At 41.2% G+C, this 15,594-nt stretch carries 13 protein-coding genes; 6 read left to right on the top strand and 7 right to left on the bottom strand.

Translation table 11 applies throughout. The annotated features are described in order from the left end of the window. From Q0M21_RS02890 to Q0M21_RS02880, 3 genes are all read left to right on the top strand, one after another. Positions 1-323 (top strand): AEC family transporter (locus Q0M21_RS02890; RefSeq protein ID WP_295334473.1); only part of this gene is annotated, 323 nt, incomplete at its 5' end. Position 324: 1 nt separating this feature from the next. Further along, positions 325-1,542 (top strand): MFS transporter, encoded by a 1,218-nt coding sequence (locus Q0M21_RS02885; protein WP_295334471.1) that lies wholly within the window; start codon positions 325-327, stop codon positions 1,540-1,542. Positions 1,543-1,615: 73 nt separating this feature from the next. Then, positions 1,616-3,019 carry an FAD-linked oxidase C-terminal domain-containing protein gene (locus Q0M21_RS02880; RefSeq protein ID WP_295334469.1) on the top strand — a complete coding sequence of 468 codons (1,404 nt, stop codon included), beginning with the start codon at positions 1,616-1,618 and terminating at the stop codon, positions 3,017-3,019. Here Q0M21_RS02880 and Q0M21_RS02875 read toward each other — a convergent pair. The 7 genes from Q0M21_RS02875 to Q0M21_RS02845 all read right to left on the bottom strand — a co-directional run bounded on the left by Q0M21_RS02875 (position 3,014) and on the right by Q0M21_RS02845 (position 11,890). Continuing rightward, on the bottom strand, positions 3,014-3,595 hold the full coding sequence (locus Q0M21_RS02875) for a hypothetical protein (protein ID WP_295334467.1): 582 nt from the start codon (positions 3,593-3,595) through the stop codon (positions 3,014-3,016). The genes Q0M21_RS02880 and Q0M21_RS02875 overlap by 6 nt on opposite strands. An 82-nt stretch (positions 3,596-3,677) precedes the next feature. Further along, positions 3,678-7,022, bottom strand: coding sequence for a preprotein translocase subunit SecA (gene secA / locus Q0M21_RS02870; RefSeq protein ID WP_295334465.1), 3,345 nt, complete (start codon positions 7,020-7,022; stop codon positions 3,678-3,680). A gap of 158 nt (positions 7,023-7,180) precedes the next feature. Then, a complete protein-coding gene (locus tag Q0M21_RS02865) occupies positions 7,181-7,402 on the bottom strand; it encodes a DUF2795 domain-containing protein (RefSeq protein ID WP_002986941.1) in 222 nt (73 codons plus the stop codon). Between the two features lie 152 nt (positions 7,403-7,554). After that, the gene (locus Q0M21_RS02860; RefSeq protein WP_295334462.1) at positions 7,555-8,124 is read right to left on the bottom strand and encodes a cob(I)yrinic acid a,c-diamide adenosyltransferase; all 570 of its coding nucleotides are present in this window, start codon (positions 8,122-8,124) and stop codon (positions 7,555-7,557) included. A 261-nt stretch (positions 8,125-8,385) separates the two neighbouring features. Next, on the bottom strand, positions 8,386-9,084 hold the full coding sequence (locus Q0M21_RS02855) for an ABC transporter ATP-binding protein (protein ID WP_295334459.1): 699 nt from the start codon (positions 9,082-9,084) through the stop codon (positions 8,386-8,388). Positions 9,085-9,152: 68 nt separating this feature from the next. Continuing rightward, entirely contained in the window at positions 9,153-9,932 is a 780-nt protein-coding gene (locus tag Q0M21_RS02850) for an O-methyltransferase (protein WP_295334456.1), read from the bottom strand. Between the two features lie 101 nt (positions 9,933-10,033). After that, the gene (locus tag Q0M21_RS02845; RefSeq protein ID WP_295334453.1) at positions 10,034-11,890 is read right to left on the bottom strand and encodes an ABC-F family ATP-binding cassette domain-containing protein; all 1,857 of its coding nucleotides are present in this window, start codon (positions 11,888-11,890) and stop codon (positions 10,034-10,036) included. A gap of 152 nt (positions 11,891-12,042) precedes the next feature. On the opposite strand from Q0M21_RS02845, the gene Q0M21_RS02840 reads away from it, so the two are divergent. From Q0M21_RS02840 to Q0M21_RS02830, 3 genes are all read left to right on the top strand, one after another. Next, on the top strand, positions 12,043-13,209 hold the full coding sequence (locus Q0M21_RS02840; protein WP_295334450.1) for a glycosyltransferase family 2 protein: 1,167 nt from the start codon (positions 12,043-12,045) through the stop codon (positions 13,207-13,209). A gap of 128 nt (positions 13,210-13,337) precedes the next feature. After that, positions 13,338-14,666 (top strand): dihydrolipoamide acetyltransferase family protein, encoded by a 1,329-nt coding sequence (locus Q0M21_RS02835; protein WP_295334447.1) that lies wholly within the window; start codon positions 13,338-13,340, stop codon positions 14,664-14,666. 130 nt (positions 14,667-14,796) lie between these two features. Continuing rightward, complete coding sequence (locus Q0M21_RS02830; protein WP_295334444.1) at positions 14,797-15,567, top strand: 3'-5' exonuclease; 771 nt, start codon at positions 14,797-14,799, stop codon at positions 15,565-15,567. The last annotated feature ends 27 nt before the right edge of the window (positions 15,568-15,594 follow it).

Genomic DNA, 15,594 nt, shown 5'->3' with positions numbered 1-15,594 from the left:
CTGTGGCCTTAGTGTCTGTTGGATTACAACTTAAAATTGACCGTCACAGTAAACATTGGAAATTCCTGAGCCTCGGATTGTTTTTCAAACTATTCTTGACGCCTGCTTTTTTCTTTGTATTATACCGTATCATTTTAGGAGGGAAAGGCATTTCTGTAGACGCTTCAATTTTAGAATCGGCTATGGCACCTATGATTACCGGAGCTATTTTGGCTTCTAACTACGGCCTCAAACCCAAACTCAGTAGCATGATGGTAGGCGTCGGAATACCGTTGTCTTTCCTTTCACTCGCTTTCTGTTATTATCTTTTAATTAGTTTTTAAAATGGATTCCATCGTAAACGTTTCAACCAAAAATAAAGAGTTAGCCCAAAAAACGGTCTACTCTATCTTATTTGCCATCAGTTTTGCACATTTGCTCAACGATTTGATTCAGGCTATCATTCCGTCGGTTTATCCCATTTTAAAAGAAAAGTATAATCTTTCCTTTTCCCAAATCGGTTTGATTACATTTGCTTTTCAATTTTCGGCTTCGATTTTCCAACCTTTAGTGGGTTATTATACTGACAAACATCCGAAACCCTTCTCCCAAATTTATGGCATGTTGTTCTCCTTAGCCGGTGTTATTTCGCTTTCTTTTGCCGATAACTTTTATTGGATTTTACTTTCCGTGGTCTTCATAGGCACCGGTTCTTCGATTTTCCATCCCGAGTCGGCGCGCATCTCTAACTTGGCCTCCGGTGGGAAACGTGGTTTGGCACAGTCTATTTTCCAAGTCGGAGGAAATTTCGGTACCGCTTTAGGGCCTTTACTCGTGGCTTTAATAGTAGTTCCTCACGGACAAATACATATCCTTTGGTTTATCATAGCTGCTATGATTGGACTCGCTATCATCAGCAAAATTGCCTTTTGGTATCGCGATCATTTGGTGTACCGAAAGAATAAAGTGCAGCCGTTTATCAACTTACACAACCTGCCCAAACGTAAAGTTCAAGTGTCGATTGCCATTTTGTTAATCGTCATTTTTTCCAAGTTTTTCTATTCGGCGAGTTTGTCCTCGTATTATACTTTTTACATCATCGATAAGTTCCATTTGTCTATCAAAGAAGCCCAATACCACATGTTTATTTACCTCATAGCATATGCCATCGGCACCATTTTGGGCGGACCTTTAGGTGACAAAATAGGGCGTAAATATGTGATTTGGCTCTCGGTTTTCGGTGCCGCACCCTTTGCGTTGTTGTTGCCTTACGTGAATTTATTTTGGACCGATGTCCTAATGGTTGTTATCGGAATTATAATATCTTCGGCTTTTCCTGCCATTTTGGTGTACGCGCAAGAATTGTTGCCTAAAAAGCTGGGCATGGTTTCCGGCTTATTCTATGGTTTTGCCTTTGGTATGGGGGCTTTAGGCTCGGCGCTATTGGGTAATTTGGCCGACGCCACTTCTATTCAATATGTTTATCACGTGTGTTCTTTCTTGCCTTTGATTGGCATTATCTGTTATTTTCTACCTAATCTGAAAAGCAAAAAGGCACATTGATTTCTCTGTGAATCTGTTTACTTCTTTGTGTATCTCTGGGAAATAAATTATATTTACTTCTCAATTTTTTACCATGTCACTTCAACCCGAAATCATTCAAAAACTCACCGCTATAGTAGGCGAGAACTATATTTTTACCGATATCGAAACCCGTAACCATTACGGTCACGACGAAACCGAAGATTACGTTTTTCCACCTAATGTGGTTGTGAAGCCAGCCAGCGCGCAGGAAATTGCCGCGGTGTTGAAAGTCGCCAACGATTACAAAATTCCCACCACACCCATAGGCGCCAGAACCGGTTTAAGCGGAGGTGCTTTGAGTATTTATGAAGGCATCGGTTTGTCGACGGAACGTCTTAACAAAATCATCGATATTGATGAATTGAATTTACAAGTCACCGTAGAACCTGCCGTAATCACGCAAGTGTTGCGCGAAGCTGTAGCCGAAAAAGGCTTGTTTTATCCTGTCGACCCAAGCAGTATGGGCAGTTGTTGGATTGGCGGTAACATCGCCGAAAATTCCGGTGGCGCTCGTGCGGTAAAATACGGTGTAACCAAAGATTATGTGTTGAATTTGGAAGTGGTTTTACCTAACGGTGACATCATTTGGACCGGCGCCAATACCTTGAAAAACTCTACCGGTTACAACTTAACACAACTCATGGTTGGAAGCGAAGGTACTTTGGGCGTTATCACCAAAGCGGTTTTAAAACTCTTGCCGCAAAACAGTCATAATGTGTTGATGTTGGTGCCATTTTACAAAGCCCACGAAGCTTGTGAAGCTGTTTCGGCAATTTTCAGAGCGGGTATAGTGCCGAGTGCTTTAGAATTTATGGAACGAGATGCGATCGATTGGACGCTAAAATACCATAACAATGTTAATGTCAATGTCAACGACAATGTTCAGGCGCATTTGCTGATTGAAGTCGACGGTAATTATCCTGAAATTTTAATGCAGGAAGCCGAAAAAATCATGACGGTAGTGGAGCAATTTGAAATCGACGAAGTCTTGTTTGCCGATACCGAAGATCAAAAAAATGCGTTGTGGAAATTGCGTCGTTCAGTAGCAGAAGCGGTGAAATCTAATTCGGTTTACAAAGAAGAAGATACGGTTGTTCCAAGATATATGTTACCTGAATTACTGACCGGTATCAAAAAGATAGGAGCGAAGTACGGTTTTCAATCGGTTTGTTATGGTCATGCCGGCGACGGTAATTTGCACGTGAATATCATCAAAGGCGACATGACGGATGACCATTGGAAAACCCAAGTGCCACTTGGCATTCGTGAGATTTTTGAATTAACGGTTTCACTTAAAGGAACTTTATCGGGCGAGCACGGTATTGGTTATGTGCAAAAGAATTTTATGGATATTGCCTTTACCCGAACGCATCTGGAATTGATGGAAAGTATCAAAAGGGTTTTCGATCCGAATAATGTATTGAATCCCGGGAAGATATTTCCGGATGAATTATAGTTTCAACTGTTTGATAATACTTTCATTGAACAGCTTTTCAAAAGCAGTTTGGTGTTCCTTAAAATCAAAATTGAAAAAGCGCCAATTGCCACTGGTGTTTTCATCATAGACGGCTATGAAAGTGGCTATCATTTTAACGTTAAAACTATTGCGGTTTGGTTCGAAAGTAACGTCTTTGGTTTGGTTCATTTCTTGTAGCCAAGTCTTTTTCTCTAAGGCTTGTTCTGCGCTTAGTTTGGCTTCAAAGAAATAGCGTTTGGGGATTCGAACAGTAACCACGCAAAACCATTGGTTTCCAATTTTTGTTATCGGTCCGAATTGGAAAGGCACTGTCTGCAATTGATAACGCTGTCTATAGGTATCATTTTCGTAAAACTGTTCGGTTTGTTCCAGGAAGGCTTCTTTTCCGGTTTTTTCCACCATATTGGGATAAGACAATTGCGCTATGGTCTCAAAATCCATTAAGTAGTTGGCTTCGTAAAGTTGTTGCATTGTCTTTTTGAGCGAATCCGTACTTTGTGCATGACTAAGCAATCCGGTAAAAAGCAACAATAAGAGGTGTATGTTCTTTTTCATAAAAAAGTCTTTACTCAAATGTAAAAAAAATCCCCAACAGTTGTAACCGTTGAGGATCGTTATTTGCATAGGCTGACATTATTTAGTCATTCACCAAAACCCATTCTCCGTTGGCTAGCATGCTTTCGGCTTTTTTGTATTTCATGGTTTCGGTTTTACCGCTCATTACGTGTTTGATAGTAACATTGTCATTGCGATTGATTTTTGGTGTTTCTCTCACAATGGTTTCAGTTACTTGCGGACGTTGTTGTGTTTGACCGGCCTCGCGATTAGCACTTTCGCTGCTTTCGATTTCGTCTTTGCTTTCGGTATAATTTTGTTTTTCACGAACCTGACGTGCTTCTTGGATGTTTTGGTTTTGTTGTGGCAAATCGCCTTTGAATAAGAACGAAATCACCTCTTTATTCACACCATCCAACATATTGCGGAACAACTTGAACGCTTCTAATTTGTAAATCAACAACGGATCTTTTTGCTCGTGAACGGCTAACTGTACCGAAGTTTTCAACTCGTCCATTTTGCGTAAATGTTTTTTCCAAGCTTCATCTACAATGGCTAAGGTGATGTTTTTCTCAAAATCGGCTACCAATTGCGCTCCGTTGGTTTCGTAGGCTTTTTTCAAATCGGTTACCACGTTTAACGATTTGATACCATCTGAAAACGGCACTACAATGCGCTCAAACGTATTACCTTCTCTTTGGTAAACTTCCGCTATGATAGGGAAGGCTTCGCGCGCGCTTCTTTCTGTTTTTTCAGTGTAATAGGTTGAGGCTGCTTTGTACACTTTTCCGGTGATTTCCATTTCCGATAATTTTTCAAATTCGGCTTGTGTTACCGGAGAAGTAATCGAGAAGTAGCGAATCAATTCGAATTCAAAATTCTTGAAATCGTTACGGGCTTTGTTATCGCCTACAATTACTTCACAAGTGTCGTACATCATGTTGGCGATATCCAATTTCAAACGTTCTCCGAACAAAGCGTGACGACGACGTTTGTAAACCACTTCACGTTGTGCGTTCATAACGTCATCGTATTCCAACAAGCGTTTACGCGTACCGAAGTTGTTTTCTTCCACTTTTTTCTGAGCGCGCTCGATGGATTTGGTCATCATAGAATGCTGAATTACTTCGCCTTCTTTTAATCCCATTCTGTCCATGATTTTGGCGACTCTTTCCGAACCGAACAAACGCATCAAGTTGTCTTCCAAAGACACATAAAACTGTGAACTTCCCGGATCTCCCTGACGACCGGCACGACCGCGCAACTGACGGTCAACGCGACGAGAATCATGACGTTCGGTACCAATGATAGCCAAACCACCGGCAGCTTTCACTTCAGGTGTTAGTTTGATATCCGTACCACGACCGGCCATGTTGGTAGCGATGGTTACTACGCCCGGTTTACCAGCTTCGGCTACGATTTCAGCTTCTTTTTTGTGCATTTTTGCGTTCAATACGTTGTGGGCAACACCGCGCATTTTCAACATACGACTCAACAATTCCGAAATCTCTACCGAAGTGGTACCAATCAATACCGGACGACCGGATTGCGACAATTGGGTTACATCTTCGATAACGGCGTTGAATTTCTCACGTACGGAACGGTAAATTAAGTCTTCTTTATCTTTACGAGCAATCCCTCTGTTGGTTGGAATTTCTACAACATCTAATTTATAAATTTCCCAAAACTCTCCGGCTTCTGTTACTGCTGTTCCCGTCATACCCGCTAATTTGCTGTACATACGGAAGTAGTTTTGCAACGTAATTGTAGCAAAAGTTTGGGTGGCTGCTTCAATGGTCACTTGCTCTTTGGCTTCGATAGCTTGGTGCAATCCGTCAGAGTAACGACGACCGTCCATGATACGTCCGGTTTGCTCGTCAACAATAAGGATTTTGTTGTCCATGATAACGTATTCTACGTCTTTTTCAAACAAGGTATACGCTTTAAGCAATTGGGTTAGGGTGTGAATTCTTTCTGATTTTACGGCAAAATCCTGGAACAATCTTTCTTTGGCTTCCGCTTCTTTGTCTTTTTCAAGATTTTGTTTTTCGATGTTGGCAATTTCAGTTCCGATATCCGGCAATACGAAGAAATCTTCTGAGGTATCTTTGGATAAGAATTTGATACCATTATCGGTCAATTCTACTTGGTTGTTTTTTTCTTCGATTACAAAATACATAGCTTCATCAACTTCCGGCATTCTGCGGTTGTTGTCTTGCATGTATTCGTTTTCGGTTTTTTGAAGCAATTGTTTGATGCCTTCTTCACTCAAGAACTTAATCAAGGCCTTGTTTTTAGGCAAAGCACGGTAAGCTCTTAACAATTGGAAACCGCCATCTTTGGTGTTCCCTTCTTTGATTAAACGTTTGGCTTCGGTTAAGAATCCGTTGGCCAATTGGCGTTGTAAGTTGTATAAGTTTTCGATTTTCGGTTTTAGTTCGTTGAACTCGTGACGGTCACCATCAGGTACAGGACCGGAGATGATTAAGGGCGTTCTCGCGTCGTCAATCAATACTGAATCGACCTCGTCTACGATTGCATAGTTGTGTTTTCTTTGCACCAAATCTTCCGGAGAGTGCGCCATGTTATCGCGCAAGTAGTCAAAACCGAATTCGTTATTGGTTCCGTAAGTAATGTCCGCTTCGTAGGCTTTTCTTCTCGCATCTGAGTTTGGCGAGTGGTTGTCGATACAATCCACAGTCAATCCGTGGAACTCGAATAATGGTGCTTTCCACGTGCTGTCACGTTTGGCCAAATAGTCGTTTACGGTTACTAAGTGTACACCGTTTCCGGTTAGGGCGTTCAAGTACAAAGGCAAAGTGGCTACCAAGGTTTTTCCTTCCCCGGTTTGCATTTCGGCAATTTTACCTTGGTGTAATACGATACCACCAATCAACTGTACGTCATAGTGAATCATATCCCAAGTGATTTCTTTACCGGCTGCGTTCCATGTATTGGCCCAAACAGCATTTTCACCGTCTAAAGTGATGTAGGATTTCGTAGCCGAAAGTTCTCTGTCTTTTGGCGTAGCAGTAACAGTAATGCTGCTGTTTTCTTTAAAACGACGCGCCGTTTCTTTAACCACAGCAAAGGCTTCCGGTAGAATTTCGTCGAGTACTTTTTCGGAGATTTGGTAAGCCTCTTTTTCTAAAGCATCGATGGCGTTGTAAATGTCTTCTCTTTTGTCGATGTCCGAAGTGTTCTCCGCCTCAACTTTTTTAGCTTCGATTTCTGCGTCTTGTTTGGCACGGGCTTGTTTGATTTTGGCTTTGAATTCGGCTGTTTTGGCTCTTAATTCATCATGTGATAAAGCGGCCAGAACAGGTTCTAAGGCTTTGATTTTGTTAATATAAGGCTGTGTGGCTTTGACGTCTTTTTGTGATTTGTCGCCTACAAAAACTTTAAGTATGCTGTTAATTAAACTCATATTGGGTTTGTTTATTTTAATGATGGTTAGCAGTGCGGTGAGTTGCTTTTATGGGAGCAGTTGAATTTTACCGTATGCTTCTAACTTTTTGAGTGTGCAAATTTAAACAAAAAAAAAGCCCTAATCGGACTTTTTTCATGGTTGTGATTGTTATTTTTTTAATATTCATCCTCGTTCCAAAGGTAATCTTCGTCGGTTGGATAATCCGGCCAAATTTCTTCCATCGATTCGTAAATCTCACCTTCATCTTCTATCGATTGCAAATTCTCTACTACTTCTAGTGGAGCTCCTGTTCGTATAGCATAGTCGATAAGTTCATCTTTGGTAGCTGGCCAAGGTGCATCACTTAAATAGGATGCCAATTCTAATGTCCAATACATCTTCTGTCGATTTTAGTTTATGCAAAAATAAATTTTATACTGAAAAAGTCAAGTTTTTTTTGATTTATTTTTAAGTAAGTATAAGAACGTTTTAATCAGTGTACAATCTTGGTCTCAGTTTACAGAATTGGACCACTTGAAACAGTTACTTTTTATTTCCTTGGAATCCATTTTACTTCCTCGGCTTGCAGGTCGAAGGACAACTTCCGTGCCAAGACAAAAAGGTAGTCAGAAAGTCGGTTTAAGTACTTAATTACCTGTTCGTCGGTAGGCTCTAATTCGTGTAAATGTACCGCTAAACGTTCCGCTCTGCGGCAGACACAGCGTGCAATGTGACAATATGACACGGTAGTATGACCGCCGGGTAAGACAAAGTGTGTCATAGGTGGCAAAGCCGTGTCCATGGTGTCAATCTCGTTTTCTAAAAAAGCGATGTCTTCTTCAGAGATACGATTGATATTTAAGCGCGGTTGCCCGTTTTTCAATACTTCTTTTTCCGGTGGTGTGGCCAAAATGGCGCCTACGGTGAAAAGACGGTCTTGCACTTCAATTAAGACGTTTTTGTATAAAACATTGATGTCTTGGTCGCGTATTAAGCCGATATGTGAGTTGAGTTCGTCGACGGTGCCGTAGCTTTCGATGCGAATATGGTGTTTTGGGACACGGGTGCCGCCAAAAAGCGCGGTGGTTCCGGTGTCGCCGGTTTTGGTATAGACTTTCATTTTGAATTAGGGATTAGGAATTAGGAATTAGGAATTAGGACCCGAGGCGCAGCCGAACTGTATGGAGCGTAGCGGAATAAATTAGGAATTCATAATTCGATTAATTTTGTTTTCAAAGGTAGCAAAAATACAAATGGATTACCAACTAGCCCTGATGGGAGTAGTTGCCGCGCAACTCGCACAGCAGGAAAACGGACGGCTGATAAATCCCAAGCCTTTTGCTTCGCCAGTTCGCTAACGCTCGTGCCGCTCCAAACTTAATTACAAATGATTGGTGTTTTGGGTGTCGCTTTCGATAATACCATCACGCAAGCGGATGATTCGATGGGCGTATTGGGCGATGTCTTCTTCGTGGGTAACCAAAATGACGGTGTTGCCGTTTTTGTGGATTTCGTTGAAGAGATTCATAATTTCCACCGAGGTTTTACTGTCGAGATTTCCGGTTGGCTCATCGGCCAAGATGATAGAAGGTTTATTGACCAAAGCCCTGGCGATGGCCACACGCTGACGTTGTCCACCCGAAAGTTGGTTGGGTTGGTGGTCCATACGGTCGGCCAAGTTGACTTGCGTTAATACTTCGGAGGCGCGTTGGTTGCGTTCCGATTTGGAGTAGCCGGCATAAATCATTGGCAAAGCCACATTGTCTAAAGCGGTGGTTCTGGGTAATAAGTTGAAGGTTTGGAAGACAAAGCCGATTTCTTTGTTGCGGATTTCGGCCAAATCGTCGTCATGCATTTGACTGACGTCTTTACCGTTCAAAATATAGGTTCCCGAAGTTGGTGTATCCAAACAACCCAAGAGGTTCATCAAAGTAGATTTTCCCGAACCCGATGGTCCCATGAGCGCCACGTATTCGCCTTTGTTGATTTGTAAATCGATGCCTTTTAAAACGTAGATGGTTTCGCTACCTAATTGGAAATCGCGTTTGAGCGCTTTGATGTTGATTAATGGATTAGCCATTGTAATGATGAATTACGAATTACGAATTGTAAATATAAGTAAACTGGAAAGACGATTTGTTACAAAAATCAAACTCTAATTACAAAATGTTCTTTTTCCTGCTCGGCGCGAAAGAAAACCATTCCCCATTGAAAAGTATCAATCGTTACCGTTACTTTTGGGTGGTTTTTGATGATTTCCCAAGCTTCTTCCATATCGGCAGACCAATGAATATCGTCAAAAATCCAAACAGTTTCGTTCGTGACGGTTGGCAGCAACAGTTCGAAATAGTTTAATGTGGCGGCTTTGGAATGGTTGCCGTCAAAGTAAATGAGTTGTCGGTTGTTGGTTGTTGGTTGTTGGTTGTTTAAAAAGGAACTAAATTCGGTATTTACACAGTCAACATTATTGATATTGAATTTTTGCAGTTGCGATTGGCATTGATGAAGTGTGTTTTTGCAACCTTCCAAGGTTGTTATTTTGGCTTTAGGGTTACCTAATGCTAAAGCTGAAGTCGCTAATCCTAGCGATGTTCCTATTTCAAGGATGCTTTCAGGTTGGAAATACTTTGTGATTCTGAAAAGCAATTCCGCTCGTTTGGGCGTAATTCCGGCTGTTTTGACAATTTTAGCAATCTGACGTGTATTGCTTTTGAATACTCGGGAACCTGCGCCGAAATCGGTTACTTCGATGGTGTTTTTGTTTTGTAAAAGTGTGTTTCGGTAGTTTTTTAAAACAACATATTCCGGATAGTTTTGCTTGTCATAAAAACATTTCGTTACCAAGTTGAACACAAAAGGCGAGTGCACGCCATGCTCGTTTTTGGAGTGGTAGAGGAAGTTGAGGTATGACTTAATTTGCTGTAACATTTCTTTGTTTGTTACACAGAGATTCACGGAGTTAGCTCAGAGATACACGGAGTTTTTCTCTGTGAGTCTCATTTTTTCTCTGTGCATCTCAGTGAAATAATTTATTCCATCTTTGAACTTAGCTCAAACCAACGCTCTTCTTTTTCTTCGAGTTTCTGAATCACAGCTTGCAATTCATTGGCTTTGGCGGCTATGTCGGCGTCGGCTACTTTTCCTTCGGCGAATAGGTTTTCGATTTGTTTTTTCTCGTATTCCAGGTCTTTGATTTCGCGCTCGATTTTGTTGAATTCCTTTTGCTCATTAAAATTCAAACCGGAAGTAGTTGGATGGTTTTGCTTCCAATTGACTTTTTCTTTGGTTTCGTTTTTTTCGGGTTCGGCGCTGTCTTCGTACGCTCGGAAATCGGAATAGTTTCCGGGAAAATCTTCAATTTCGCCTTCGCCTCTGAACACAAATAAGTGGTCGACAATTTTGTCCATAAAGTAACGGTCGTGCGACACTACCAACAAGCAACCCGGATAGTCCAACAAGAAACTTTCCAGTACGTTTAAGGTCACAATGTCTAAGTCGTTTGTTGGCTCATCCAGAATCAAAAAGTTCGGATTCTGAATCAAAACCGTACACAAATACAAGCGTTTTAATTCGCCACCGCTCAATTTTTCTACATAATCGTATTGTTTTTTAGCGTCGAATAAAAAGCGTTCTAACAATTGCGAAGCCGAAATGATTTTTCCTTTGGTAAGCGGAATATATTCGCCGTATTCTTTAATAATGTCGATTACTTTTTGTCCGGGTTTCGGGTTGATCCCGCTTTGCGTGTAATAGCCAACTTTAATCGTTTCGCCTATCACCACTTTTCCGGCATCGGGTTGGATGGTTTTGGTTAAGATGTTCAAGAAAGTCGATTTTCCGGTACCGTTTTTTCCAATAATACCGATGCGTTCTCCACGCTGAAAATCGTAACTGAAATTGTCTAAAATGACTTTGTCTTTGAATTTTTTGTAAATCTTGTGCAGCTCAATAATCTTGCTGCCCATGCGTTCCATATTGATTTCAAGTTCCACCACATTTTCTTTTCTGCGACTTTCGGCTACGGCTTTGATTTTATAAAAATCATCTTGACGCGATTTCGATTTGGTCGTTCTCGCTTTGGGTTGGCGACGCATCCAAGCCAATTCTTTTACGAAAAGATTTTGCGCTTTGTCAATCGTGGCGTTTTCCATGGCGACGCGCTCTTCTTTCTTTTGCAGGTAATAGGAGTAATTCCCTTTGTAGGAGTAGAGTTTGCCGTTATCCAATTCGATGATTTCGTTGCAAACGCGTTCCAAAAAGAAACGGTCGTGCGTTACCATAAATAAGGTAATGTTTTCTTTCGCGAAGTAACTCTCCAACCATTCAATCATCTCCAAATCCAAGTGGTTCGTCGGCTCATCTAAGATTAACAAGTCCGGGCGATTGATGAGGATAATCGCTAAAGACAAGCGCTTTTTTTGACCACCGGAAAGCGATTTCACTTTCAGTTTTAAATCGTCCAACTTTAATTTGGATAAAATTTGTTTGAATTGCGTTTCAAAATCCCAAGCGTTGTAACGATCCATTTCGTCGAAAGCCAATTGGTATTTTTCTTCGTCTTCCGGATTTTCCAAGGCTTTTTCGTAACGCTCAATTACGTGTAGAATTTCATTGTCGGAGGCGAAGATGCTTTCCTCAATCGTCAGTTCGTCTTGCAAGTTATTGTTTTGCGACAAGAAAGCCATTTTGATGCCTTTTCGGATGATGATTTGTCCGGAATCCGGTTCGTCATCGCCGTTAATCATGCGCATAATTTGGGTTTTCCCCGAACCGTTTTTGGCAATAAAAGCGATTTTTTGGTCTTTGTTAATACCGAAAGAAATGTCTTTAAACAAGGTTCTTTCGCCAAAAGATTTGGATATGTTTTCTACGGATAAATAATTCACGTTGATATGTCTATTATATATTATGAATGGTGTAAAGCACAACTTTCCGGCAAAAGTAATTCAAATTTCTAACAATCTATAAGCATAGCCGTATCTAATAATCTAACATACGAACGTAGCAAACTGACGAAGTAATCCATTATATTTGTCCAATGCAACTATCGGTCATCATCCTGAATTATAATGTGCGCTACTTTTTAGAGCAGTGTGTTTTGAGTGTGGAAAAAGCCATTCAACACTTGGAGGCCGAAATTATAGTGGTGGATAATCATTCTTCAGACGACAGTTGCGCCATGATTCGCGCCCGTTTTCCGCATATTAAATTCATCGAAAACAAAGCCAATGTCGGTTTCCCGAAAGGCAATAACATCGCCGTCAAAGAAGCCCAAGGCAAATACATCTGTATTTTGAACCCTGACACGGTTGTTGCCGAAGACACTTTTGAAAAAATCCTAAACTCGCAATTCGTAACTCTCAACGCGCAACTCGGCATCTTAGGTTGTAAACTCATCGACGGCACCGGTAACTTTTTGCCGGAAAGCAAACGCGGTGTTCCAACACCTTGGGTAGCTTTTACCAAGATTTTCGGCTTGTATAAATTTTTTCCAAACTCAACGCTGTTTAACCAATATTACGCCCAACATTTAAACGAGAATCAAAGTGGTCAAGTCGATATTCTGGTCGGCGCTTTTATGGTGATGACAAGAGAATTGTATGAGCAATTAGGCGGCTTTGACGAAAATTGTTTTATGTATGCGGATGACATCGATTTATCTTATCGCGCTTTATTGCTCGGAAAAAAGAATTACTATTTCGCCGAAACTACTGTCATTCATTACAAAGGAGAAAGTACGGTTAAAGACGGAACTTATATGAAGCGTTTTCAGGAGGCGATGAATTTCTTTTACAAAAAGCATTTCAAAGGATCACTCTTTTTCTCGTTGTTTATGAAAATCGGTATCGTTTTCTTTGCTCTGGTCAAAATGTTTCAAGGAAAAGTATCGCCCAAAGCCGTGCCTGAACAATATCTTTTAGTTTCTGATAATGAAGCTTTACGAGAAAAATTAACCGCTGTTTTGCAAAAAAGTGTGGAAAGAACCACCATGGAAAACGGGAAAATAGTAATTTCGCAAACGATTTCGAAAACTAAGCCGACGGAAGTCATTTTAGAGGTTGATTACCTCGGGTTTAAACAGGCATTGGTATTTTTGGAAGAAAACAAAAACAAGTCGCTAACCTTTAAGTTGTTACCGCCGTCGAGTAGTTTTATCATCGGAAGCAATAGCCGTAACGACAGAGGAGAAGTGATACAGATTTAGGAATTGAGAATTAGGATTTAGGAATTGGGATTTTTATCTAACAATTAAATATGGAATTCTAAGTAAAACCTAAATTATTTATATAATTTTGCAATCGAAACGACAAAATACAACTTTAGATTATCAATATGGCAAAGTTTGAATTGAAATTGCCCAAAATGGGAGAAAGTGTTGCTGAGGCAACGATTACCAACTGGTTGAAAAACGTAGGCGACAGCATTAATGCTGATGAAGCGGTTTTGGAAATCGCCACCGACAAAGTAGACAGCGAAGTGCCAAGTGAAGTTTCGGGTGTTTTAGCCGAAATTTTATTTCAGGTGAATGATGTGGTGAAAGTTGGTCAAACCATCGCTATTATTGAAACCGAAGGCGGTTCAGTTGCGACTGCTCCGGTTGCGGAAACAGTTGCGGCTCCGGTTGCAGACTCGAGCGTTAGCGAACAGGCGAAGCAATTGGCTAAAACAATTGAAACAGCAGTAGCTACAGCAGCTCCGGCCGATTTCAAAGCCTCGGATAAATTCTTCTCGCCATTGGTGAAAAATATTGCTGCGGCGGAAGGCGTTTCGGTGGCCGAGTTAGAAACCATTGCCGGCTCCGGAAAAGACGGTCGCGTAACCAAAGACGATATTTTAAATTACGTTAAAAACAGAGGAAATCAACCAGTAGTTGCACAACAACCGGTAGCCCAACCCGCAACCCGCAACTCGCAATCTACAGCTCCAATCGCTACACCGGTTTCGGTTAACGGAGGTGACGAAATTGTAGAAATGGATAGAATGCGCAAGTTGATTTCGGGCTATATGGTGGCTTCGGTACAAACTTCGGCACACGTACAATCGTTTATTGAAGTCGACGTAACCAATATTGTAAAATGGAGAGACCGCGTTAAAAATGCTTTCGAAAAGCGAGAAGGCGAGAAGCTGACTTTCACACCAATTTTCATGGAAGCGGTGGCCAAGGCTTTAAAAGACTTCCCGGGGATGAACATTTCGGTTGACGGTGAGTTTATCATCAAACGCAAAAACATCAACTTAGGAATGGCGGCAGCTTTGCCAAACGGAAACTTAATTGTTCCGGTGATTAAAAATGCCGATCAGTTGAACTTAGTAGGCATGGCCAAGGCCGTAAACGATTTGGGTAACCGCGCCAAAGCCGGAAAATTGAAACCGGACGATACGCAAGGCGGTACTTATACCGTAACCAATGTTGGTACTTTTGGGTCTGTCTTCGGAACGCCAATCATCAACCAACCGCAAGTAGGAATCTTAGCGTTGGGTGCCATTAGAAAAGTACCGGCGGTTATCGAAACACCGGAAGGAGATTTTATCGGTATTCGTCAAAAAATGTTCTTGTCGCACAGTTACGACCACAGAGTTGTAGATGGAGCGCTTGGCGGCAGTTTTGTAAAACGCGTAGCCGAATATTTAGAGGCTTTCGATGTGAATAGAGAATATTAAAATCATAAAAAATCAAATCAACCCTTTCTGTTTCGGAAAGGGTTTTTTTATCCACAAATCATAAATCTTTATTAAGATATCGACAAACGGTAAAGTCATTATTTTATCTTTGTTCACTTAAATAAGAATAATGGAATTAAAACTCACCCGACCGATTTGCTTCTTCGATTTAGAAACCACCGGAATCGATGTCGCCAAAGACCGAATCGTCGAAATCTCAATATTTAAGGTTTATCCCAACGGCAATAAAGAAAGCAAAACTTGGTTGGTCAATCCCACCATTCCCATTCCGCTACAAGCCACTGCAGTTCACGGTATTTCTAATGAGAAAGTGGCAAACGAGCCAACATTCAAAGAATTATCAGGACAAATTCACAACATGATCAAAGATTCCGATTTGGCCGGATTCAATTCTGATCGTTTTGATATTCCGCTTTTAGCCGAAGAATTATTGCGCGCGGAAGTCGACTTCGATATGAAAAACCGAGTGTCGGTCGATGTGCAAACCATCTTCCACAAAAAAGAAGAACGCACTTTGAGTGCAGCCTACAAATTTTACTGCAATCAAAGTTTAGAAAATGCTCACAGCGCCGAAGCTGATACCATGGCGACTTACGAAATCTTAAAAGCGCAATTGGAACGTTACACCGATTTGGAAAACGATATGAAGGCTTTGGCAGAATTCACCACGCGAAAAAAATCGGTTGACTTTGCCGGGTTTATTGCGTTGAACGACAAAGGACAAGAAATCTTCACTTTCGGTAAACACAAAGGCGCTTTAGTTGAAGATGTATTCGACAAAGAACCGGGTTATTTCGGTTGGATTCAGAATGCCGAATTCCCGCTGTACACCAAAAAAGTGCTCACTGCAATTAAGTTAAGAAAGTTAAACACTAAATAAAACTCAGCGACTCAGTCTCTCAAGAAC

Origin of the sequence: Flavobacterium sp. (genome assembly GCF_024710485.1) — a bacterium.
GTDB lineage: Bacteria > Bacteroidota > Bacteroidia > Flavobacteriales > Flavobacteriaceae > Flavobacterium.
The sequence above is the reverse complement of the archived record's forward strand: the minus strand, read 5'-3'. Positions and strand labels throughout refer to the sequence as shown.

What these genes read in the sequence shown, in the direction of transcription:
- Q0M21_RS02875 (WP_295334467.1), bottom strand. Translation starts at nt 3,595, where the DNA reads ATGAAAAAGAACATACACCTCTTATTGTTGCTTTTTACCGGATTGCTT.
- Q0M21_RS02850 (WP_295334456.1), bottom strand. Translation starts at nt 9,932, where the DNA reads ATGTTACAGCAAATTAAGTCATACCTCAACTTCCTCTACCACTCCAAA.
- secA (WP_295334465.1), bottom strand. Translation starts at nt 7,022, where the DNA reads ATGAGTTTAATTAACAGCATACTTAAAGTTTTTGTAGGCGACAAATCA.
- Q0M21_RS02885 (WP_295334471.1), top strand. Translation starts at nt 325, where the DNA reads ATGGATTCCATCGTAAACGTTTCAACCAAAAATAAAGAGTTAGCCCAA.
- Q0M21_RS02840 (WP_295334450.1), top strand. Translation starts at nt 12,043, where the DNA reads ATGCAACTATCGGTCATCATCCTGAATTATAATGTGCGCTACTTTTTA.
- Q0M21_RS02855 (WP_295334459.1), bottom strand. Translation starts at nt 9,084, where the DNA reads ATGGCTAATCCATTAATCAACATCAAAGCGCTCAAACGCGATTTCCAA.
- Q0M21_RS02865 (WP_002986941.1), bottom strand. Translation starts at nt 7,402, where the DNA reads ATGTATTGGACATTAGAATTGGCATCCTATTTAAGTGATGCACCTTGG.
- Q0M21_RS02830 (WP_295334444.1), top strand. Translation starts at nt 14,797, where the DNA reads ATGGAATTAAAACTCACCCGACCGATTTGCTTCTTCGATTTAGAAACC.
- Q0M21_RS02860 (WP_295334462.1), bottom strand. Translation starts at nt 8,124, where the DNA reads ATGAAAGTCTATACCAAAACCGGCGACACCGGAACCACCGCGCTTTTT.
- Q0M21_RS02880 (WP_295334469.1), top strand. Translation starts at nt 1,616, where the DNA reads ATGTCACTTCAACCCGAAATCATTCAAAAACTCACCGCTATAGTAGGC.
- Q0M21_RS02835 (WP_295334447.1), top strand. Translation starts at nt 13,338, where the DNA reads ATGGCAAAGTTTGAATTGAAATTGCCCAAAATGGGAGAAAGTGTTGCT.